Origin of the sequence: Halomonas halmophila, assembly GCF_006540005.1 — a bacterium.
Lineage (GTDB): Bacteria > Pseudomonadota > Gammaproteobacteria > Pseudomonadales > Halomonadaceae > Halomonas > Halomonas halmophila.
In genome coordinates this window covers 1-20,538 of sequence record NZ_BJOC01000041.1, presented here as the reverse complement: position 1 = coordinate 20,538, position 20,538 = coordinate 1, and the positions used below count along the sequence as shown (strand labels likewise).

Here is a 20,538-nt window from a genome sequence, read left to right as displayed (position 1 = left end):
ATGATGAAACGCTTTGCCCTTACCGGCCTGGCCGCCGGCATTGCCCTGGCCACACTGGCAGGCTCCGCCCAGGCTCAGGAAAAGTGGACCATGACGACCACCTGGCCGGATAACCTGGACCTGATCCAGATCGATCGCCATTGGGTCAATCTGGTCAACCAGCTGACCGACGAGCTGCAGATCGACTTCCGCGCCGGCGGTACCCTGATGCCCGGCACCCAGGTTTTCGATGCCACCGAGACCGGCAGCATCCAGGCCGCGGGCGACTGGCCAGGCTACTGGGCGGGTCGCAGCCCGGCCTTCTCGCCGCTGGCCACCACCACCAGCCTGTTCAACGGCGTCGACTACCTCAACTGGATCCAGCAGTGGGGTGGCTTCGAGCTCTATCAGGAAGTCTACGGCCAGTACAACATGGTCTACCTGCCCTACGGCATCACCAACAATGAGTCCGGATTCCGTGGCGGCACACCCATCGAGAGCCTGGCCGATCTGGAAGGCAAGCGCCTGCGCCTTTCCGGCCGTGACCAGGGACGCGTACTCGAGCGGCTCGGCGGCTCCCAGGTCACCCTGGCCGGTGGCGAGATCTACCAGGCCATCGAGCGCGGCGTGGTCGATGGTGCCGAGTTTTCCACCCCGGGCGTGGACTACAAGGCCGGCTTCAGTGAGGTCGCCGACTACTGGCTGACGCCGGGCTGGCACCAGTCGGCCAGCGTGTTTGGCGTGATGATCAACCAGGACGCCTGGGATGCGCTGTCCAAGGAGACCCAGGAGAAGCTCAAGATTGCCGCGGACGCTACCATGGCCTGGTCGCTGGCCTGGTCCGAACGCCAGTCCACCGAGGGCACCGTGAAGTTCCTCGAGGACGGCACCGAGATCAGCCACTTGTCCGAGGACGACCTGGCCGAGATCCAGCGCATCACCAACGAGGTCATCGTGCAGGGTGCCTGCGAGAACCCCATGCACGCCAAGGTCTACCACTCCATGGTCAGCTACCTGGAACACTACGCCAACTGGCGCGACATTTCGGTGCCGTTCAACATGAGCCGGGTGACCGACAACCTGCCGTCGCTTAAGAAGATCGAAGCCTGCATGCAACAGGAAACAGACAGCTGATCAGCCATTCCCCGGGAGTGGGCCTTCACGGCTCACCCCGGTATCGGGCTGACCATTCCACCTGAAAGATGTCAGGACCCTCTCAATGAACGCCATTGCCAAGGCCATCGATAGCCTCAACGAGGCATTTGGACGGCTGATTGCTCCGCTGCTCGCCGTCATCACGGTGATCATCATCTACGATATCGCCATGCGTTTTCTGATCGGGCGCCCCAGCGACTGGGCGTTCGCTGTCACCAAGATGCTGTTCGGCGCTCACTTCATGCTGATGGCGGCCTACGGGCTGCGCCATCATGCGCATGTGGAAGTCGACGTGCTCAAGCGGCTGTTGTCACGCCGCAAACAGGCCGCGCTGGAGATCCTCGGTTACCTGGTCTTCTTCGTGCCCTTCATCTGGGCACTACTCAGCCTCGGCTGGAACTTCTTCGAGCGCTCTTTCAGCCGCGGCGAGACCACCTACGGCATGGTGGCCATTCCTGTCTATCCGGTGAAGGCCGTGATCGTCGTCACCGCAGTGTTGCTGCTGCTCCAGGCCATCGCGGTGGTGATCCGCGCCATCCAGTCGTTGCGTGAGGAGACCCCCGCATGAGCCCCGAAATGCTGACACTTTTCATGTTCGGCGGCTTGCTGGTCGGGCTCTTCATGGGTCACCCGCTGGCCTTCGTGCTGGGTGGCGTGGCGGTGCTCGGCGCCTGGCTGGGGCCCGGCGCCAGCACACTCGGCATCTTGATCAACAACATCTACGGCAACGCCATGGACAACTATGTCCTGGTCGCCATTCCGTTGTTCATTCTCATGGCACGCTTCCTCAACGACTCGGGCGTGACCGAGAAGATGTTCGATACCATGCGCCTGCTGCTGGCCAACCTGCGCGGCGGCCTGGCCCTGACCGTGGTTATCGTCTCGGTACTGCTGGCCGCCACCACCGGCATCGTCGGTGCCTCCATCGCCGTGATGGGCATGATTGCCCTGGTGCCGATGCTCAAGTATTCCTATAACAAGCACTTGAGTACCGGCGTCATCATGGCCAGCGGCTGCCTGGGCATCCTGATTCCCCCCAGCATCATGCTGATCCTGATGGCCAGCTATTCGCCGGTCTCGGTGGGCGAGCTGTTCGCCGGTGCCCTGGTGCCGGGCGTCTTGCTGGGCGTGATGTATGCCCTCTATGTACTGATCATCTGCTATCTCAAGCCGTCCTACGGTCCCCCGGTGCCTGCCGAAGAGCGCGCCGAGACCTCGGCCGGTGAGCTGCTGGGTATGCTGGCCAAGTATGTGCTGCCCCCCATGACGCTGATCCTGGGCGTTCTGGGGTCGTTGTTCACGGGCATCGCTACCGCCACCGAGGCCTCGGCCATCGGCGTGGCCATTGCCTTCGTGCTCTTCCTGATCTTCGGCGACCGCAGCCTCGCGACCTGCTACCGCACCCTGATCGAGGCCAGCAAGACCACTACCATGGTCATGCTGGTACTGGTGGGCGCAACCGCCTTTACCGGTGTGTTCTCCATCGGTGGTGGCATGGAAGTCATCAGCGAGGTGGTCATGGCCATGCCGGGCGGCACCACCGGCGCCCTGATCCTGATGTTCTTCCTGGTCTTCATTCTCGGCATGTTCCTCGACTGGACCGGCATCGTGCTGCTCAGCTTCCCGATCATGCTGCCCATCGTCGAGCAGATGGGCGTCGACGTGCTGTGGTTCGTGGTGATGGTGGCGGTGGTGCTGCAGACCTCCTTCCTGACGCCACCGTTCGGCTATGCGTTGTTCTATCTGAAGGGCGTGGCCCCCGAGGGTATCGAGATCGTCGACCTCTACCGGGCCGTCATTCCCTTCTGCGCGCTGATCGTGCTGGCCTGCGTGCTGATGGCCGTGTTCCCGTCCCTGATCACGGGGTTGCCGGCGCTGCTGGTCGGCCACTGACCATGGGCTTCCTGCCACAGCCCGCCCGCCGGGCGGGCTGTCAGGGGGCGTGACGGCTGCTATCATTCGCGCCTTGGCTCACTGGACACTCCCGGGAGGCTTCACGCCTTGTCCCGCACAGACCCTGCCACCACCATTCGACCGATTTCCGGTCGGCGCTTCGATGCCTGGAGCCTGCTGACGCTCGCCATCGCGGCCATCGTCGCGCTGCCCGTGCTGGTGGTGCTGGCGCACATCGTCATGCCCACGGACGGCATCTGGCAGCACCTGGCCAGCACCGTTCTCGGGCGTTATCTGACCAACACCCTGTTGCTGGTGCTGGCGGTGGGCATCGGCACCTTCGTCATCGGCACCGGCACGGCCTGGCTGGTGGTGATGTGCCGCTTCCCCGGCCGCCGCCTATTCGAATGGGCCTTGCTGCTGCCGCTGGCGGTGCCGACCTATGTGATCGCCTACGCCTATACCGACTTCCTGCAATATGCGGGGCCGCTGCAGAGCTGGCTGAGAGAGGCATTCGGCTGGGGGGCCGACGACTACTTTTTTCCCGAGATCCGCTCGCTGGGCGGCGCCGCCCTTCTGATCACCCTGGTGCTCTACCCCTATGTCTACATGCTGACCCGGGCGGCGTTCATGGAGCAGTCGGTGTGCATGCTGGATGTCGGCCGCACCCTGGGGCGCGGGCCCTGGCGACTGTTCGGCGGCATCGCCATTCCCCTGGCACGGCCGGCCATCGTCGGCGGCGTCTCGCTGGCGCTGATGGAGACCCTCAACGAGTTCGGCGCCGTGCAGTACTTCGGCGTGGATACCTTCACCACCGGCATCTACCGCACCTGGTTCGGCATGGGCGAGCAGGTCGCCGCCGCCCAGCTGGCCGCCTGCCTGCTGACCTTCGTGATCGTGCTGGTGCTGCTGGAGCGCGCCTCGCGGGGCCGGCGACGCTATTTCCAGACCACGGGGCGTTATCAGCGCCTACCGCAATTCGCGCTGACCGGCTGGCGTGCGGCCGCGGCCTGTCTGGCCTGCCTGATGCCGATCCTGGTGGGCTTTCTCCTGCCCGGCGGCTTGCTGGCCTATCTGTCACTCACCGACGGTGACAACCTGTTCGGTCCGGCCTTTCTCGAGTTCGCCGGCAACAGCCTGGTTCTGGCGGTTCTGGCCTCGCTGTGTGCCGTGGCCCTGGCCCTGCTGTTGAGCTATGGCGCGCGCCTCAACCCGGGGCCAATGACACGCACCGCCACGCGCATCGCTGCCATGGGCTATGCCATCCCCGGCTCGGTGGTGGCGGTGGGCATCCTGATCCCCTTCGCCTGGCTGGATGATCAGATCAATGGCTGGCTGCGCGAGCACTATGGCGTGATGGCCGGGCTGATCTTCAGCGGCTCGGCCTTCATCCTGATCTATGCCTATGTCGTACGCTTCCTAGCAGTGTCCTTCAATGCGCTGGAGGCCAGCCTGGGCAAGGTCACGCCGAGCATGGACGCGGCGGCCCGCACCCTGGGCGAGACGGCCAGCGGCACGCTGCGCCACGTGCACACGCCGATCATGCGCGGCAGCCTGCTGGCCGCCGCCATTCTGGTATTCGTCGATGTCATGAAGGAGCTACCGGCGACCATCATCCTGCGCCCCTTCAACTTCGATACCCTGGCCGTGCGCGCTCACAACCTGGCGTCCGACGAGCGCCTAGCCGAGGCCTCCACGGCCTCGCTGGCCATCGTCGTCGTGGGCATCATCCCGGTCGTGCTGCTAAGTCTCGCCATGCGTGGCTCCCGCCCCGGCGGGAAAGACGAACACCTGTGAGGGGTCCAGGCGCAGCGCCACCGGCTGGCCCGGCTCGGGCAGAAAGACCCCCGGCACCCTCGCATGCAAATGCGACTCGCGCCCCGGACCATGCGCGCAGATATGCAGCAGGCTAGTACGCCCCAGCAGCTTGGCCATGATCACGTGACTGTGATGGCCCGCTGGCGGCGCGTCGAGCGCTTCGACCGATAAGGCCTCGGGCCGGACCAGTACCTGGGCCGAGGCCCCATCCGCCATCCCCGGGGCGGCCACCTCGCCGACCGCGGTACGGACATGTCCATCGCTCACCACGCCCGACAGCTCGTTCACAGACCCGAAGAAGGTCACCACGAAAGGGTCGACCGGATGGCAGTAGAGCTGCCGGGGCGTACCGGTCTGGACGATGTGGCCATCGCGCATCAGGGCGATGCGGTCGGCCATGAACATCGCCTCTTCCGGGTCGTGCGTCACCAGCAGGGCCCCGGCACCCTGCTGCTTGAGCACGTGCAGGGTGTCATCCCGGATACGATCCCGCAGCCTGGCATCAAGGCTGGAAAACGGTTCGTCGAGCAGCATCAAGCCAGGCTCCGGCGCAAGGGCTCGGGCCAGCGCCACACGCTGCTGCTGGCCACCGGACAGGGTATGCGGATAACTCGCGGCGTGGTCTGCCATGCCCAGCTGCGCCAGCAGTTCCTGCGCCCGTGCACGGCGTTGCCGGGCCGGCAGGGCCTTGAGCCCGAAGGTCACATTCTCGAGCACGCTGAGGTGCGGAAACAGCGCCGCCTCTTGAAACGCCAGGCCGACGCTGCGGCGTTCCGGCGGCACGTGTGGCCGGCCCAGGGAGCGTCCATCCAGGCTCACCTGACCCGCCTGCAAGACTTCGAGCCCGGCCACGATGCGCAGCAGGGTCGTCTTGCCGCAGCCCGAGGGCCCGAGCAGACAGACCACCTCCCCCTGGCGAACACTCAGGTCGATGCCCGCCACCGCCCGGTGCCGGCCATAACGGTGCTCGACCCCCGTCAGGGTCAGAATATCGAGTGCCTCGGAGCGAGGCGCTTCAACGGCATTCGCTGGGGTCTCGTGTTGCATGGGGATCGCCGGCACAGGAATTTGGGGTGACATGTTAACGCGAAAGCGACTGTAAAGGGTTGTCATTGGCAAGGCTGCCACCTTATTCGGCGTGCACCCGGGTCAACTGTTGCGCCGTTCATGGTTGACGTTTCCCCCTTCAGCCGCTTCAATGACGAATGACATTGAATGCAATACATTATCATTCTAATTAATTTTCCACCCACATCGACAGGAAGTCCGTCATGCCACACACCCCACGTTATGCCCTGCCGCTCGCCGTCATGCTGACCGGCTCGGCATTCGCCACCAACGCGATCGCCGACGGCGACGTGAATGTCTACTCGGCACGTCACTATGATTCCGACCAGGCGCTCTACGATGCCTTCACGGACAAGACTGGCATCGAGGTCAATGTGCTCGAGGGCGGCTCCGACCAGTTGATCCAGCGCATCAAGCGCGAAGGCGCGGCCAGCCCTGCCGATGTAATGATGACCGTCGATGCCGGCCGCCTGTGGCGCGCCGAGCAGGAAGGCATCTTCGCCAGCGTGGTGTCCGAGTCGCTGAAAGAGCGTCTACCCGACTCCATGCGCCACCCGGAAGGCAAGTGGTTCGGCTTCAGCCAGCGCGTGCGGGCGATCTTCTACAACCCCGACGAGGTCGACGCCAGCAAGCTCACCAGCTATGAAGATCTAGCCGACCCGCGCTACGAAGGCCAGATCTGCATTCGTTCCTCGAACAACATCTACAACCAGTCACTCCTGGCCTCGATGATCGCCCACCACGGCGCCGAGAAAGCGGAAGCCTGGGCCCAGGGGGTGGTCGACAACATGGCACGCGATCCGGAAGGCGGCGACACCGACCAGATCAAGGGCGTGGCCAGTGGCCAGTGTGACATTGCCGTGGCCAATCACTATTACTATGTGCGCCTGCTTCAGTCCGACGATGCCGACGACCAGGCAGTCGCCGATAAGGTCGAGATCATGTTCCCCAATCAGGACGGCCGTGGCGCCCACGTCAACGTCGGCGGTGCCGGTGTCGTAAAGAACGCGCCGAACCATGACAACGCCGTGCGCTTCCTGGAGTTCCTGGCCTCTGAGCAGGCACAGGAACTCTTCGCCGCCGGCAACTACGAGTTCCCGGTCGTCGAGGGTGTCGAGAAGAGCGACGTGCTGGAAGGCTGGGGTGACTTCAAGAAGGACCAGTTGAACATCAGCGAGCTGGGCGAGAACAACCCGGAAGCGATCAAGATCTTCGACCGCGTCGGCTGGCGGTAAAGCTCAATGGCCGGGGCGAGGTTGTCACTCGCCTCGGCAAGAGCAGCGCCCTTCCCGAACGCGACTGATTACCATTGTCTCAGCCTGGTAATTCAATATCGAAGCGGCGTTCCAGGATACGTTTCCCCTTGGACGTCAGATGAAGAGCGCGGCCATCGAGGTCGCGTCTCACCCAATCCCGGCCGATGGCATGATCCAGAAGGGCCGCTCCCAGTGCCCCCGCCAAGTGCGGACGACGCACGCTCCAGTCCATGCAGGGACGGGCAAAACGGCGACGCCGAGCGCGTATCGCCTGGATGTCCAGGCCCATGTCATTGAAAGCTCGCTCGCCGGCCGTAGTCAGGCAGTAATCGCTGCCAGAATCGGCGGCAGACATCAGCCAACCGGCTCCGACACAGGCATCATGGAGCGTCACCGCCAGTTGACCCGCCATATGGTCATAGCATGACCGAGCAAAGCACAGCCGCTGCGGCGTGTTCGGCGTAAAAGACGGCATATCGCCCTGTCCGATGACCATCAGTCCTTCCAACGCCTCGGCGACTCTCGGGTCCTCCAGCGCATAGTACCGATGACGTCCCTGCGCGTAGCGCTTCAGCAAGGCCATCTCGGTGAGACGCGCCAGGTGTGCGCTGGCCGTTGGTGGGCCAACCTCGGCGATCGCCGCCAGCTCGGTACTGGTCCGTGCGTGACCATCCATCAGGGCACATAACATACGAGCCCTTGCAGGCTCGGCAATGGCCGCCGCCACACGGGACATCGCAAGGTCCGTGACTGCCATATTTCGCTCCCGATCGAATCGTGGCTTGCAGTGACCGTCGATACTGGTCGCTGTCGGCCGCTCGAGCGGCCGTGACAACCACCGTCACCGAAGGAGCCAGCATGATTGCCGTCATCTTCGAAGCCCGACCTTTCTCTACGCAACGCCAGCGCTACATGGACATCGCCGCCGAACTCAAGCCATTGCTGAGCGACGTGGAAGGGTTTATCTCCATCGAACGCTTCCAGAGCCTTGCCGCCCCCGAGCGGTTATTGTCACTGTCCTTCTGGCGCGACGAGGCGGCCGTCGCGGAATGGCGCCGCCTCGAGGCCCATCGTGCGGCCCAGAGCGCGGGACGCCGCTCGGTGTTCGCCGATTACCGACTGCGTATCGCTCGGGTCGAGCGCGACTACAGCCTGGACGACCGGGAGCAGGCACCCGCGGATAGTCGCGAAGCTCACGAATGATATGCTGACTCAGTGGGCCTCGTCCCAGTTGGCACCGCTCTCGGCTTCGACGGTCAGCGGCACATCCAGCGCGGCGGCGCCCTGCATGCGCGCCTTGACCTCGTCGATGAAGGTTTCGACCTCGTCTTCCGCGACCTCGAAGACCAGCTCGTCGTGCACCTGCATGACCATGATGGCGTTCCTGTCGGCCTGCGCCAGCCAGGCGTCGACGTCGATCATGGCGCGCTTGATGATGTCCGCTGCCGTGCCCTGCATCGGGGCATTGATGGCGGTGCGTTCGGCGCCCTGGCGACGGTTGCGATTCTGGGAGTGAATCTCCGGCAGATGGAGTCGGCGCCCCATCACCGTCTCGACGAAGCCATCCTCCGCCGCCTGGGCGCGGATGCGTTCCATGTAGCGGGCAACTCCGGGGTAGCGGTCGAAGTAGCGGTCGATGTAGACCTGCGCCTGGTTGCGCTCGATGTGCAGCTGACGCCCCAGCCCCCAGGCGCTCATGCCGTAGATCAGGCCGAAGTTGATGGCCTTGGCGCTGCGTCGCTGCTCGCCGGAGACCTGATCGAGGGCTACGCCGAAGACCTCGGCGGCCGTGGCGGCGTGAATGTCGCGCCCCTCGGCGAAGGCATCGAGCAGACCCTTGTCACCGGACAGGTGCGCCATGATGCGCAGCTCGATCTGCGAATAGTCCGCCGCCACCAGCCGATATCCCGGCCGCGCCACGAAGGCCTGGCGGATGCGCCGCCCCTCCTCGGTGCGAATGGGGATGTTCTGCAGGTTGGGATCGGACGATGACAGTCGCCCGGTGGCCGTGACCGCTTGATGGTAGCTGGTATGCAGGCGTCCGGTCGCGGCCACGACCAGTCGCGGCAGCTTGTCGGTATAGGTCGAGCGCAGCTTGGACAGGCCGCGATGCTCCATGATCACCTTGGGCAGGGGGTAGTCCAGCGCCAGCTCCTCGAGCACCCCCTCGGCCGTCGAGGGGGCGCCCTTGGGCGTCTTCTTGAGGACCGGGATCTTCTGCTCCTCGAACAGGATCTGGCCGAGCTGCTTGGGCGAACCGAGGTTGAACTCGCGCCCGGCCAGTTCATGGGCGCGCTGCTCCAGCTCATGGATGCGCTCGCCGAGCTCACGGCTCTGCACATGCAGGCGTTCCGGGTCCAGCGCCACGCCGTTGCGCTCCATGCGCGACAGCACCGGCACCAGCGGCCGCTCGACAGCATCGAGGACCTCGGCCAGGCGACCCTGTGACTCGACCTGCGGTCGTAGTATCTGGTGTAGCCGCAGGGTGATGTCGACATCCTCGCAGGCATAGGGCGCGGCCTGCTCCAGCGCGACCTGATTGAAGGTCAGTTGCTTGGCGCCCTTGCCGGCGATGTCGGTGAAGCTCTGGGTTGTCTCGCCGAGATATTTCAGCGCCAGCGAGTCCATGTCGTGGCGGGTGGCGGTGGAATCCAGCACATAGGACTCCAGCATAGTGTCGTGCAGTGTCCCGGCCACGGGGTAGCCGTGACGCGCCAGCACCGAAATATCATATTTGAGGTTCTGGCCGATCTTGGCCTTGTCGGCATCCGCCCACAGCGGGGCCAGCGCCTCGAGCACGGCCTGACGATCGAGCTGGTCTGGCGCATCCAGGTAGTCGTGAGCCAGCGGGATGTAGGCCGCCTCTCCCGGCTCCAGGGCCAGGCCGACACCGACGATAGCGGCTTCCATGTAGGACAGGCTGGTGGTTTCCAGGTCGAAGCAGAAGGCCTCGCTGGCCGCGAGCCGCTCGAGCCACTCGTCGAACGTGGCCTGCTCGGTGATGACCACATCGCGGCGCGGCTCCCGGCCCTCGCTCGGCGCTGCGCTTTCATCCGGTGCCGCGGCACTGCCCCCCGCCACATCATCGACGCCGGCGTCACTGCCGTCCTTCAGCTCGGCCAGCCAAGTCTTGAACTCCATACGGCCATACAGCTCCGCCAGGCGGTCGCGGTCGGGCTGGGCGATATGCAGATCATCCAGGCCCACCGGCAGCTCGCAGTCGGTCTTGATGGTCGCCAGCTCGTAGGACAAAAAGGCCTGCTCGCGGTTTTCCTCGAGCTTCTTCGGCAGCGTCTTGGCGCCACGAAAACTCAGCGTCCTGACTTTCTCGAGATCGCCATAGATGGTCTCCAGGCCGCCCTGCATACCCTGCAGCAGGCCGATGGCGGTCTTTTCGCCGACACCGGCCACACCGGGAATGTTGTCGACCTTGTCACCCATCAGGGCCAGGTAGTCGATGATCAAACTCGGTGGCAGGCCGAACTTGGCCTCGACGCTCGCCGGGTCGAGGGTTTCATCCTTCATGGTGTTGACCAGGGTGATGTGCCCGTTGACCAGCTGGGCCATGTCCTTGTCGCCGGTGGAGATCACGGCGTCACGACCGGCCTCGGTGGCATGGCGCGCCAGGGTGCCGATGACATCGTCGGCCTCCACCCCCTCGATGCACAGCAGCGGCAGCCCCAGCGCCCGCACGCAGTCATGCAGCGGCGCCACCTGGGAGCGCAGGTCATCCGGCATGGGGGGCCGCTGCGCTTTGTACTCGGCGTACAGCTCGTCGCGAAACGTCTTGCCGGGGGCGTCGAACACCACTGCCATGGGGCTGTCGGGGTAATCCTTGATCAGCCGCTTGAGCATGTTCAGCACGCCTTTGACCGCCCCGGTGGGCTGGCCATCGGAGGTCATCAGCGGCGGCAGGGCATGAAAGGCTCGATATAAATAGGAAGAACCGTCGACGAGTACGATGGGAGTGTTGGCCATGAGTCGGCATCCATTGATGTCTGAATAACGCAGGTCGTGGAACCCGGAAAGTAAATGCAGTTCTAATGCCCCATGATACGCATTGCCGGCGATGTTTGCCGTGATGCCGTCGCGTCGTACACTGGACGCCGATGACCGACCCGGAGGTAACCATGCCGTTTTCATTTCGTTCACTAGCCCTGTTGCTCGGCCTCAGCGCCCTACTGCTGTCCGCTACGCCGGCGATCGCCCAGTCGGGGGCTCCTGAACCCCAGGTCACCACGCGTCAGGAAGACGGTCGCACCCTCAAGGAATATCGCCTTAATGGTCAGCTGTTCGCCATCGAGGTGCGCCCGGCCTCCGGCGCCACCTACTACCTGATCGACAGGGATGGCGGCGGCGACTTCGAGCGCCAGGAAGGCGGCAGCCTGAGCATTCCGGATTGGGTGCGCGAGGATAGCTGAACGGGCCCTGAGCGTGACAGCGGCGGACGCTGAGTGTCCACCGGCCGCGCCTGTGCACGATTCCTGCCCCGGATTCGTGCATCAAGGCACCAAGCCGCTACAATGGACGATTTGAGATCGTCTGCGCGAGACCCCAATGGCCGTATTCACACCACTATCCGACGCCCAGGTCGCGACCTTTCTGGAGCGTTTCGACGCCGGCTCGCTGGTTGCCGTCGAGGGCGTACCTGCCGGCACGGAGAACAGCACCTTCTTCGTCACCACCGACCGTCAGGAACTGGTGCTGACCTTGTTCGAACAGGGCGAACATGAGGAGCTGCCCTTCTTCGTCGAGCTGCTCGACTACCTGGACGAGCACCGCCTGCCCGTCCCCGGCCCCTTGCATGACCATGATGGCGTCGCCCTGCACAGCCTGGCCGACAAGCCGGCGCTGCTGTTTCCGCGCCTGCCGGGCCGCCATCCCCACGAACCCGACCTGGCTCAGTGCCGCGCGCTGGGTGATGCCCTGGGCCATATGCACAAGGTCTCGCAGTACTTCCCCGGGCATCGCCCCAACCCGCGCGACCTGCACTGGCTGCTGCCCATGCACCACAAGGTGCTGGCGTATCTGTCCCACGAGGACCAGCTATTGATGATGGACGAGCTGGAAGCCTACCAGGGCTATTTCGAACGGCTGCCGGAACTGCCCCAGGGTGCCCTGCATGGCGACCTGTTCCGCGACAACACCCTGTTCGATGGGGACCGCCTGGGGGGCATGATCGATTTCTACAACGGCTGTACCGGCGACCTGCTGTTCGACCTGGCCATCGTCATCAACGACTGGGCGACCCACGACGACGGCCGCCTGGACGCCGAGCGCTACGCGGCCATTCTCGGCGCCTACCAGGCCCGACGCCCGCTGAACGCCAATGAAGTCGATGCCTGGCCGATGATGCTCCGCATGACGGCATTGCGCTACTGGCTCTCGCGTCTGCTGGTGGTCTACGTGGACCCGCCGGCCCACGACCTGACCCCCCATGACCCGGACCGCTTCCGCACCATCCTCAAGCAGCGCCTGGCCGAAGCACCACTGCCTCTGCCCGCACCTGCGGCGTGACAGCTGTGCAAGCCCTGATGCTCGGCCGGACACAATCGCCGCACGGCCGTCCGGCCTTCTCCAGCCGGGCGGGCACTTTAATTCTCAGGCTAACTATTATACCATAAGGCGGTAATCTCTTCGCCTGAATCCCTCGCCGCACGCGAGTTGCACGCACCTCGTCCATGCCTCTGGCCGGCCCCTCGGGGGATCCGGCAGACGTCCTTTGCGTCGACCACGGCTGCGCGGCCATATTCCAGGTACCTTCCATGGCAAGGAGCTAGGCTAATGTTCATCGTTTCACTCATCTTCTGGCTCGTGGGGCTGGCACTGTTGGGGGGGGGCATCTGGCTGATCACCCTCGACGGTAGCTGGTACTACGCACTGACCGGCGTACTCCTGATCGTGGTCGGTGCCATGACGCGTTCGCGGCGCCCCACGGCCCAGCTGCTCTATGCCCTCTTCCTGATCGCCACCGCCGCCTGGTCGCTGTGGGAGTCGGGGTATGACTGGTGGCCACTGGCGACCCGCCTGGGCCTTTTCCTGATACTCGCCATCCCGCTGCTGATACCCGCCAAGGACGCCAGTCGCGCCGGCCTGGCTGTGCTGCTGCCCGTCTGGGCGATCATCGGCGTGGGCACCCTGGCCAGCATGGCCGTGGATCAACACCGTATCGAAGGCGAGCTGAACCGCGATGTGGTCGCCGAGTCTCCGGATACCGGGGATTCGCCCAAGGAGAGCTGGCACGCCTACGGGCGCAGCAACATGGGCCAGCGCTACTCGCCGCTGGAACAGATCACGCCGCAAAACGTCGATAACCTGGAGCTCGCCTGGCAGTACCGCACCGGTGACATGATGGGCCCGGACGACGTCACCGAGACCACCTACGAGGCCACACCGCTCAAGGTGGGGAATTCGTTGTTCCTGTGCACCCCGCATAATTGGCTGATCGCACTGGATGCCGATACCGGCAAGGAGCAGTGGGTCTATGATGCCAAGGTGCCCGACGAGAGCTCACGCCAGCACCAGACCTGCCGGGGCGTGTCCTATCTGCCGCCCAGCAACGGCGACCCTGACGCCATCGATGTCCAAGCCATCGACCAACCTGCCGAGAATCAGGCAGCCATCCAGTGTGATGCCCAGCTCTTCCTGCCGACCTCCGATGCCCGCCTGGTGGCCGTCGACCCGGCGACCGGTGCTCGCTGCGCCAACTTTGCCAACAACGGCGAGCTGGACCTGATGCACAATATGCCGTTCAAGCAGGACGGTTTCTATTATTCTACCTCGCCCCCCGTGGTCGCCGACGGCAAGGTCATCGTCGCCGGCTCGGTGAACGACAACTATGCTGTCAAATCACCGTCCGGTGTGATCCGCGCCTATGACGCCAAGACGGGTGAACTGGTCTGGAACTGGGACGCTGGCAATCCGGACGAGACGGCACCGATCGCCGAGGGCGAGACCTACACCACCAGCTCGCCCAACAGCTGGTCGATCGCCAGTGCCGACGAAGAACTGGGCATGATCTACTTCCCCATGGGCAACCGCACGCCGGACCAGCTCGGCATGTACCGCAGCCCGTCGGAAGAGAAGTACGCCAGCTCTGTGGTGGCCTTGAGTCTCGAGACCGGCCAGGTCGAGTGGGTCCAGCAGTTCGTGCACCATGACCTCTGGGACATGGATACACCGGCGCAGCCCAGCCTGCTCGATCTCGAGACCGAACAGGGCACCCAGCCGGCGTTGGTGATTCCTACCAAGCAGGGCGATGTCTATGTGCTGAATCGCAAGACCGGCGAGCCCATTCTGCCGATCTCTGAAAAGCCGGCCCCGCAGGGCACCATCGAGGGCGATTACGCAGCGGATACACAACCCGTCTCCAGCCTCAGCTTCCGGCCGCCCAAGCTGCAGGAATCCGACATGTGGGGGGCGACGCCGCTCGACCAACTGATGTGCCGTATTCAGTTCAAGTCGCTGCGCTACGAGGGACAATACACGCCGCCTTCCAAGCAGGGCACTCTCGTCTTCCCGGGCAACTTCGGCGTCTTCAACTGGGGCAGCATCGCCGTCGACCCGAAACGTCAGGTGATGTTCGGCATGCCGCTCTACCTGGCCTTCACCTCGACGCTGGTACCCAAGGATGGCACCGACCTGGGCAAGACCAACCAGGGCGAGCAGGGCATCAACGAGAACGCTGGTGCTCCCTATGCGGTCGACATGAAGCCCTTCCTGTCGCCGCTCGGTATCCCTTGCCAGCAGCCTCCCTGGGGCTATGTAGCCGGTGCCGACCTGCGTACCGGCGAGACCGTCTGGAAGCACAAGAACGGTACCGTCGAGGACATGACGGCCCTGCCGTTGCCCATCAAGATGGGCGTACCCGGTATCGGTGGTCCCGTCATCACCGAGAGCGGTCTGGTCTTCATGGCGGCCAGCGTGGATGACTACCTGCGCGGCTATGACCTCGAAACCGGCGAGCAGCTGTGGCAAGCCCGGCTGCCGGCCGGCGGACAGGCCACCCCGATGACCTATCTCAACAGCGAGGGCGAGCAGATGGTCGTCCAGGTTGCCGGGGGACATGGCTCCATCGGTACCACCATCGGCGACTACGTCGTGGCCTACAAGCTCAAGGCGCAATAGGCCTGACGCCAGGGCAGCCTGCGGGCTGTCCGGCAGACGCCACCTACGACAAGGCCCCGCCGGGACGCGCCCGGCGGGGCCTTGTCATGCGTGAGGGCGGGCCACTACCTGCCCCGGCTGGCGCCACCTTATTCCGCGACGCGCGTCTGTATGTGCAGGCCGCCGGTCATCTGCAAATCGAGGCTGGCACCACGCGGCAGCTCGCCGACACCGGCCGGCGTGCCCGTCAGGATGACGTCGCCGGGCAGCAGGGTGAAATGCCGGCTCATCTCGGCCACCAGCACCGGCACCGAGAACAGCATCTCGGCGCCCAGGCCATGCTGGCGAGGCTCGCCGTTCACCGCCAGGTCGAATTCCAGCGCACTCCAGTTGGGCGCCTCGACAAGCGGCAGGAATGCCGACAACGGACAGGCGCCATCGAAGGCCTTGGCGATTTCCCAGGGATGCCCCTTGTCCTTCAGACGCGTCTGGACATCCCGCAGCGTCAGATCCAGTGCCAGGCCGAGGCCCACGATGGCCCGCTCGGCCAGATCCGGGGCGGCATCGCTGAGCGGCTCACCGATCAACAGCGCCAGCTCGGTCTCGTAATGCACCTCGCCCCGCGTGAAGGGCGCCTCGATGACCGCCTCCATGTCCACCGCACTGGTCGCCGGCTTGAGAAACAACAGCGGCTCATCGGGCACCGGCGAGTCCATTTCCCGGGCATGCTCGGCATAGTTGCGGCCGACGCAGACGATCTTGCCCAGGGGTTCGGGAAACTCGCGGCCGTCGGTAAAGCGGGGAACGAAACGCATGGTCGACTCCTTCTGCGGGTGAGGCCGAATAGTGGGCCAGGCCCTCAGTCTACGCGTGCGTCAGGCATGCGGCGACCAGCTTTCATCCGGCGCATGGGCAAGGAAGCGTGGACGCTGCCGATCCGCGGCGAAGGGCTCGCCACAGCGGTTGTCGCGCCGGTTGTAGACGAAAAAGGCGTTGCTGCGTGGATCCGGTGACATATTGGCATTGGAGCCATGCAGAGTATTGCAGTCGAACAGCAGCAACCCGCCCGCAGCGCCGGTGGGCGCCTCGATGCCATGGCGGTCGATCAGGCGGCGCAGGGCATCACGCCCCGGCACACCGAACTCCTGTTGCTTGAGTGACTGGCGGTGATGGTCGTCCGGCGTTTCCCCCAAGCAGGGAATGAAGACCCGATGGGAGCCCGGCACCAGCATCAGCGGGCCATTGAAGGTATGGTTGTCGGTGAGCACGATAGAGGCACTGACCGCATGCATGCCGGGCATGCCGTCCTCGGCGTGCCAGGTCTCGAAATCCGAGTGCCAGTTGAATCCCTGCCCCTCGAAACCCGGCTTGTAGTTGATACGCGCCTGATGCACATAGGGCTCACCCCCGAGGATCTGACTGGCACGACCGACCAGGCGATCGTCGTTGGCCAGACGGCTGAAGAGCCGCGACAGGAAATGCACGGCAAACAGGGAACGAATCTCGTTGCCGCGGGGTTCGGTGATGGCGAAAGGCTGGCCGCGAAAGTCATCGCGCTCGAGCAGCGCATCGAGCTCGCCACGCAGGGCCTGGAGCTCTTCGCCACTCAGGAAGTCGGGCTCGAACAGAAAGCCCTGTCGCTCGAAGCGGGCAAGCTGATCGGTGGACAGCGGGCCCTGACTGGCCTCGCCCTTGACGACGGGTTCGCGACGATTGAGCCACGGCAGGTCCAGCGGTTCGCGCAGGCGGGTCGGATAGGGATCTTCCCCCGGCCCCGGAGCACTGCGCACGCGGCTCTCGGACAACGGTCGGCTGGACGATGTCTGCACTGACATCCAATACCTCCTTTGGCAAAGTCGGAATGGTTTCAGATTCGATCTCGTGACCGATCGAGGGCCCCATGCGGGACCCTCTTCAACAGGGTGAGGTTATCCACGTCGGCTTTCAAGGGAGTTGTCAGCCAGCCGATGCCAGGGATGATGTGCGGGGGCGGTGAGGACAGCGAGGTGCTGATGATCGACCTCGACCGGGACGCCCCTGCCTGGCCTCCCTGGAGCAGAGCGGTGAGCTGGCGCTGCTGTTCGTCAGCCAGTTCAGCCAGCTGCTCGGCGAGGAGGACCTGGATTCCCGGCGTCGCGAACGCCTGCCCGCCGCGGCCCTCGACGCCTTCATCGACGAGCACCTGGGCCTGTCACCGGACAACCAGGCTCTGGCCGAGGCCATGCACCTCGGCCAGAGCCAGCTGCACTTGCTCTGTCAGCGCCAATTCGGCGTAACCCCGCAGCAAGCGCCGCCTGCAGTGGGCCCGCTACTGGCTGTGCCAGACCGCACACCCGGTCGACGAGATCGTCCTCGATCTGGGCTTCGCCGATGTCTCGACCTTCTCGCGCGCCTTCCGACGCCGCACCAGCCGCTCGCCCAGCGAAGAACGCCGCCAGGGCGCCACCGCCGGCGCGCCCTAACGGTCAGCTCATCGAGTCGCGGGTGGATATCTCGGATAGAAAGCGGGTGTGGATAAAGTAAGCTGCCTCGATGGGCGGCATTTTTTCTTCCCTACAATCCCTTGATTTTCCGGATATGTTTATGGTCCAAGCATCAGGAGTTGTACCCGAGGCCTGCTGATGACAAGGCTATGTCCAATTCAGCATATTGCTGCCGTGTACACGAGAAATCAGTACTTTAGCCGGTCCCTCCAACCCACTGTCGCTCGCCACAACACTAGCACCCTGGACATGACATGGAAACTATCTGTAAGTGGTTTAATTTAGCGGGTAATCAGAGTGAAATTTAAAACCATTAACTCAATAACAGGGCTAATAATCAGATTGCTTTGGATAATAAAGCCACATAGAAGAAGCTTTCTTAAAGCTCCCATTCGATGGCAGCTGCGTAAATCGCTAGCTCAATCTTAGACACAAACCATTATATAAATATACGAATCAAGGCTAAAAGTTAAACAAAGTATTATCCTAGTTCGCAGTAATGGCAACAACCTCTAAAGAACTCCGAAGAGGAGTTATCCAGGGAGACAGAAATAGATGTAATAGTGCCCCTGCCCCTTCCCCCCTACGCAGCTAATGCGGGGTGTGCTCGGGGTGCCACATAGTCTAGAGGCTGATGTAGCCCTCTTCATTGTAGTGCCGGATCCAGTGATCGATCACGATCGTGGCTTGGCACAGCGACTCCAACCAGTGATGCCAGATGCACTCAAAGTTCTCTGAAAGAGGCAGAGCCTCTATCCCGCATGCCTTTTTCCTTATCGACCTCACTCACGAGACAATGACATTATTCTCCATAAGAGATCATGCCCGTATTTTTTTCGCATTCTTTCAACAAAAACCGGCTCTACATCATTTGCGAATCCTAGAAGGCCTTGTAACCGATATACCTCTTCCCTCGACAGCTCTCCTATTCTAAACTTGTGGAGCAACGAGCTAATCTCTCGTTTCCTTTCTCTGCCAAGGGAGACATTGCCAGCATTGCTTAAAACAACCCCAGTAACACGCCTATGCCCCTTTTTTGAAGCATAAACAGTTTTATTTTCATTCAATTCAATCGCTGGATACTCTAAACTCTGAATTACTTCGATCAAGAAACCTTGAACCTCAAAACTCAAGTTCTTGACATTGGTAGAAAATGTCAAGTCATCTGCATACCTAGTATAAGTTAACGCGTTTTCGGCGCACCACCTAGAAACTTTTTCATCAAAATCATACATTATTGAATTTGATAAAAACGGAGATGCCGGAGAGCCAATACTAAGGCATTTACCCTCCATATGGGCTATAGTACAAAGCCTAGCTATCTCACTTACACTTCTTTCATCTAGCCCCCTATCGCCATGTAGCGCCAAATGCCTCTCTATATCTGATATTTTTATAGAAGGAAAAAAGTTTTTAAAGTCAAATTTTGCCAAATAAGAATTGCTTGAGTGCATGGCAGCATTCTTTTTCACACTTGCCCCTTTTCTGTAGGCAGCGGCGCTTTCATGTACTGGGAGGGGCTTTAGAAAACGATCTATAACCCAATGCATTACAAACTTTGTTTCTTTTGCTGGCTGGGATATTTCTCGAAAACCTCCATCCGCCTTTTTTATCCTATACTTTTTATACGCATGCGGGGCTCTAGCAATCAGACGAGCAGACTCTGAATAGCTAATAGAAAGCTCTTCCTTAAGCAGTCTTCTAAATTTTGACTCATCCATTTTTCTGCTCCTGAGCCTTAATGACACGCATCCTGTTTCGATGCTTTCGGTCCTCTTGGTAGAGCTCTTTACAACGCAGCAAAACTCTTAAGTCATCATAAGCCGCACCATCTTGCTGAACAAACCTTATCTTATTAAAATCAGTCCCGTCTCTCAAATAAAAAGTAGAGTCACTATAGCGCCCTTTGACAACAACTCTAAACTTATCAAGAACAAAAAGTTTTCTCCTGAGGGATTCTCGGCTTACTTCAATTCCTAGCAAGTCCAAAAAATCTAGTATTTCACCTTCCTTCAGAGCCACAAATATTCTAACAAGTTCGCAAATCAGAGTTATAACATGGCCATCATTATCTTTGCTGAACGCGTGGGTCGTTCTAACTTTTCTCAGCTGCTCTTCTATATCATCTAAAGCATCTTTCACAACATCATTTTCAAGGACTCCCGGGTTTCTTATCTCCCAAGGATAAACTCTTACTTCAACCCGCTCTTCCTTTCTTAGGTGCCTCAGCACCCCCAAATTTATAAAAGAGCTTTCTTCATGAAACTCTTCTGAGTTTATTGCAAATATTTTCGTTCGAAGGTGCGGCATTTGAGAGAAGGCACCTAGCTCTGCAAATGCGCCTTCACTCTCTAAGACGATTACCACTAAAGAACATATGCTGCCTAGCTCTTTTTCCAGGTCAAGCAAATCATAAAAAACACCATCTTCTTTCCAGTCAGTTATTTCTTCGGGGCAAAATAGTTCGTATCTGGGAAGAGGAAGGTAATTGGTAAGCGCATGCCTGAATGATGATAGCGGCAGAGTATTTGCAACTCTACCGCCGCAAAGTAAAACGATAGGAGACTGGGAGGGAGTAAAACGCGAATTCTCTAAACTAATATTAGAAAGAAACTCTAATTGATAATCATGCGCGCTCGAGGTAGACATGAATATTAGTTCGCCAAAATACGTCCATGTACATGCTTAAGCTAATAGTTAAAGCATCAAGCCAACTATCAGCAATATTGCTTTTTCGATAATTCAGACATACTGAAAACCCAAGCTTTGCTGCTTTGCTG

At 61.6% G+C, this 20,538-nt stretch carries 18 protein-coding genes; 10 read left to right on the top strand and 8 right to left on the bottom strand.

Going from position 1 to position 20,538, the window contains the following annotated elements; translation table 11 throughout:
* The 4 genes from dctP (at position 1) to HHA01_RS13220 (ending at position 4,824) form a co-directional block, all read left to right on the top strand.
* On the top strand, positions 1 to 1,113 hold the full coding sequence (gene dctP, locus HHA01_RS13235; protein ID WP_141321485.1) for a TRAP transporter substrate-binding protein DctP: 1,113 nt from the start codon (positions 1 to 3) through the stop codon (positions 1,111 to 1,113).
* 85 nt (positions 1,114 to 1,198) lie between these two features.
* Entirely contained in the window at positions 1,199 to 1,702 is a 504-nt protein-coding gene (locus HHA01_RS13230; protein ID WP_141321483.1) for a TRAP transporter small permease subunit, read from the top strand.
* Positions 1,699 to 3,027 (top strand): TRAP transporter large permease, encoded by a 1,329-nt coding sequence (locus HHA01_RS13225; RefSeq protein ID WP_141321481.1) that lies wholly within the window; start codon positions 1,699 to 1,701, stop codon positions 3,025 to 3,027. The genes HHA01_RS13230 and HHA01_RS13225 overlap by 4 nt, the downstream gene beginning before the upstream one ends.
* A 135-nt stretch (positions 3,028 to 3,162) precedes the next feature.
* On the top strand, positions 3,163 to 4,824 hold the full coding sequence (locus tag HHA01_RS13220; protein WP_246053909.1) for an ABC transporter permease: 1,662 nt from the start codon (positions 3,163 to 3,165) through the stop codon (positions 4,822 to 4,824).
* On the opposite strand, the gene HHA01_RS13215 is transcribed toward HHA01_RS13220, so the two are convergent.
* Entirely contained in the window at positions 4,771 to 5,892 is a 1,122-nt protein-coding gene (locus tag HHA01_RS13215) for an ABC transporter ATP-binding protein (protein ID WP_141321479.1), read from the bottom strand. The genes HHA01_RS13220 and HHA01_RS13215 overlap by 54 nt on opposite strands.
* Before the next feature lie 224 nt (positions 5,893 to 6,116).
* Here HHA01_RS13215 and HHA01_RS13210 point away from each other — a divergent pair, with 224 nt between their 5' ends.
* Entirely contained in the window at positions 6,117 to 7,148 is a 1,032-nt protein-coding gene (locus HHA01_RS13210; RefSeq protein WP_141321476.1) for a Fe(3+) ABC transporter substrate-binding protein, read from the top strand.
* 79 nt (positions 7,149 to 7,227) lie between these two features.
* On the opposite strand, the gene HHA01_RS13205 is transcribed toward HHA01_RS13210, so the two are convergent.
* Positions 7,228 to 7,926 (bottom strand): ArsR/SmtB family transcription factor, encoded by a 699-nt coding sequence (locus HHA01_RS13205; protein WP_141321474.1) that lies wholly within the window; start codon positions 7,924 to 7,926, stop codon positions 7,228 to 7,230.
* A gap of 101 nt (positions 7,927 to 8,027) precedes the next feature.
* On the opposite strand from HHA01_RS13205, the gene HHA01_RS13200 reads away from it, so the two are divergent.
* Positions 8,028 to 8,372, top strand: a complete 345-nt coding sequence (locus tag HHA01_RS13200; RefSeq protein ID WP_141321472.1) for an antibiotic biosynthesis monooxygenase family protein — start codon at positions 8,028 to 8,030, stop codon at positions 8,370 to 8,372.
* Positions 8,373 to 8,381: 9 nt separating this feature from the next.
* Here the strand turns inward: HHA01_RS13200 and polA are convergent, their stop codons facing one another.
* Positions 8,382 to 11,147, bottom strand: a complete 2,766-nt coding sequence (gene polA / locus HHA01_RS13195) for a DNA polymerase I (RefSeq protein WP_141321470.1) — start codon at positions 11,145 to 11,147, stop codon at positions 8,382 to 8,384.
* Positions 11,148 to 11,299: 152 nt separating this feature from the next.
* Here polA and HHA01_RS13190 point away from each other — a divergent pair, with 152 nt between their 5' ends.
* From HHA01_RS13190 to HHA01_RS13180, 3 genes are all read left to right on the top strand, one after another.
* A complete protein-coding gene (locus HHA01_RS13190; RefSeq protein ID WP_141321468.1) occupies positions 11,300 to 11,590 on the top strand; it encodes a DUF2782 domain-containing protein in 291 nt (96 codons plus the stop codon).
* Between the two features lie 136 nt (positions 11,591 to 11,726).
* Positions 11,727 to 12,686, top strand: coding sequence for a homoserine kinase (locus HHA01_RS13185; protein WP_141321466.1), 960 nt, complete (start codon positions 11,727 to 11,729; stop codon positions 12,684 to 12,686).
* A 267-nt stretch (positions 12,687 to 12,953) separates the two neighbouring features.
* Positions 12,954 to 15,296, top strand: a complete 2,343-nt coding sequence (locus HHA01_RS13180) for a glucose/quinate/shikimate family membrane-bound PQQ-dependent dehydrogenase (RefSeq protein WP_141321464.1) — start codon at positions 12,954 to 12,956, stop codon at positions 15,294 to 15,296.
* Positions 15,297 to 15,424: 128 nt separating this feature from the next.
* Here the strand turns inward: HHA01_RS13180 and HHA01_RS13175 are convergent, their stop codons facing one another.
* From HHA01_RS13175 to HHA01_RS13165, 3 genes are read right to left on the bottom strand one after another with little or no spacing between them, the layout of a single operon-like run.
* Positions 15,425 to 16,090, bottom strand: coding sequence for a fumarylacetoacetate hydrolase family protein (locus HHA01_RS13175; protein WP_141321462.1), 666 nt, complete (start codon positions 16,088 to 16,090; stop codon positions 15,425 to 15,427).
* A gap of 60 nt (positions 16,091 to 16,150) precedes the next feature.
* On the bottom strand, positions 16,151 to 17,110 hold the full coding sequence (gene thpD / locus HHA01_RS13170; RefSeq protein ID WP_141321460.1) for an ectoine hydroxylase: 960 nt from the start codon (positions 17,108 to 17,110) through the stop codon (positions 16,151 to 16,153).
* Between the two features lie 32 nt (positions 17,111 to 17,142).
* Positions 17,143 to 17,457 carry a hypothetical protein gene (locus HHA01_RS13165; protein ID WP_141321458.1) on the bottom strand — a complete coding sequence of 105 codons (315 nt, stop codon included), beginning with the start codon at positions 17,455 to 17,457 and terminating at the stop codon, positions 17,143 to 17,145.
* Positions 17,458 to 17,569: 112 nt separating this feature from the next.
* Between HHA01_RS13165 and HHA01_RS15065 the strand changes: the two genes are divergently transcribed.
* Positions 17,570 to 17,737, top strand: coding sequence for a helix-turn-helix domain-containing protein (locus tag HHA01_RS15065; RefSeq protein WP_141321504.1), 168 nt, complete (start codon positions 17,570 to 17,572; stop codon positions 17,735 to 17,737).
* A gap of 803 nt (positions 17,738 to 18,540) precedes the next feature.
* On the opposite strand, the gene HHA01_RS13155 is transcribed toward HHA01_RS15065, so the two are convergent.
* On the bottom strand, positions 18,541 to 19,479 hold the full coding sequence (locus HHA01_RS13155; RefSeq protein WP_141321456.1) for a retron St85 family RNA-directed DNA polymerase: 939 nt from the start codon (positions 19,477 to 19,479) through the stop codon (positions 18,541 to 18,543).
* A complete protein-coding gene (locus HHA01_RS13150; protein WP_141321454.1) occupies positions 19,472 to 20,407 on the bottom strand; it encodes a retron St85 family effector protein in 936 nt (311 codons plus the stop codon). The genes HHA01_RS13155 and HHA01_RS13150 overlap by 8 nt, the downstream gene beginning before the upstream one ends.
* Positions 20,408 to 20,538: the final 131 nt, after the last annotated feature.

Bases quoted from the DNA above. Each gene is read 5' to 3' on its own strand.
- dctP (WP_141321485.1), top strand. From the start codon at position 1: ATGATGAAACGCTTTGCCCTTACCGGCCTGGCCGCCGGCATTGCCCTG.
- HHA01_RS13230 (WP_141321483.1), top strand. From the start codon at position 1,199: ATGAACGCCATTGCCAAGGCCATCGATAGCCTCAACGAGGCATTTGGA.
- HHA01_RS13225 (WP_141321481.1), top strand. From the start codon at position 1,699: ATGAGCCCCGAAATGCTGACACTTTTCATGTTCGGCGGCTTGCTGGTC.
- HHA01_RS13215 (WP_141321479.1), bottom strand. From the start codon at position 5,892: ATGCAACACGAGACCCCAGCGAATGCCGTTGAAGCGCCTCGCTCCGAG.
- HHA01_RS13210 (WP_141321476.1), top strand. From the start codon at position 6,117: ATGCCACACACCCCACGTTATGCCCTGCCGCTCGCCGTCATGCTGACC.
- HHA01_RS13205 (WP_141321474.1), bottom strand. From the start codon at position 7,926: ATGGCAGTCACGGACCTTGCGATGTCCCGTGTGGCGGCGGCCATTGCC.
- HHA01_RS13200 (WP_141321472.1), top strand. From the start codon at position 8,028: ATGATTGCCGTCATCTTCGAAGCCCGACCTTTCTCTACGCAACGCCAG.
- polA (WP_141321470.1), bottom strand. From the start codon at position 11,147: ATGGCCAACACTCCCATCGTACTCGTCGACGGTTCTTCCTATTTATAT.
- HHA01_RS13190 (WP_141321468.1), top strand. From the start codon at position 11,300: ATGCCGTTTTCATTTCGTTCACTAGCCCTGTTGCTCGGCCTCAGCGCC.
- HHA01_RS13185 (WP_141321466.1), top strand. From the start codon at position 11,727: ATGGCCGTATTCACACCACTATCCGACGCCCAGGTCGCGACCTTTCTG.
- HHA01_RS13180 (WP_141321464.1), top strand. From the start codon at position 12,954: ATGTTCATCGTTTCACTCATCTTCTGGCTCGTGGGGCTGGCACTGTTG.
- HHA01_RS13175 (WP_141321462.1), bottom strand. From the start codon at position 16,090: ATGCGTTTCGTTCCCCGCTTTACCGACGGCCGCGAGTTTCCCGAACCC.
- thpD (WP_141321460.1), bottom strand. From the start codon at position 17,110: ATGTCAGTGCAGACATCGTCCAGCCGACCGTTGTCCGAGAGCCGCGTG.
- HHA01_RS13155 (WP_141321456.1), bottom strand. From the start codon at position 19,479: ATGGATGAGTCAAAATTTAGAAGACTGCTTAAGGAAGAGCTTTCTATT.
- HHA01_RS13150 (WP_141321454.1), bottom strand. From the start codon at position 20,407: ATGTCTACCTCGAGCGCGCATGATTATCAATTAGAGTTTCTTTCTAAT.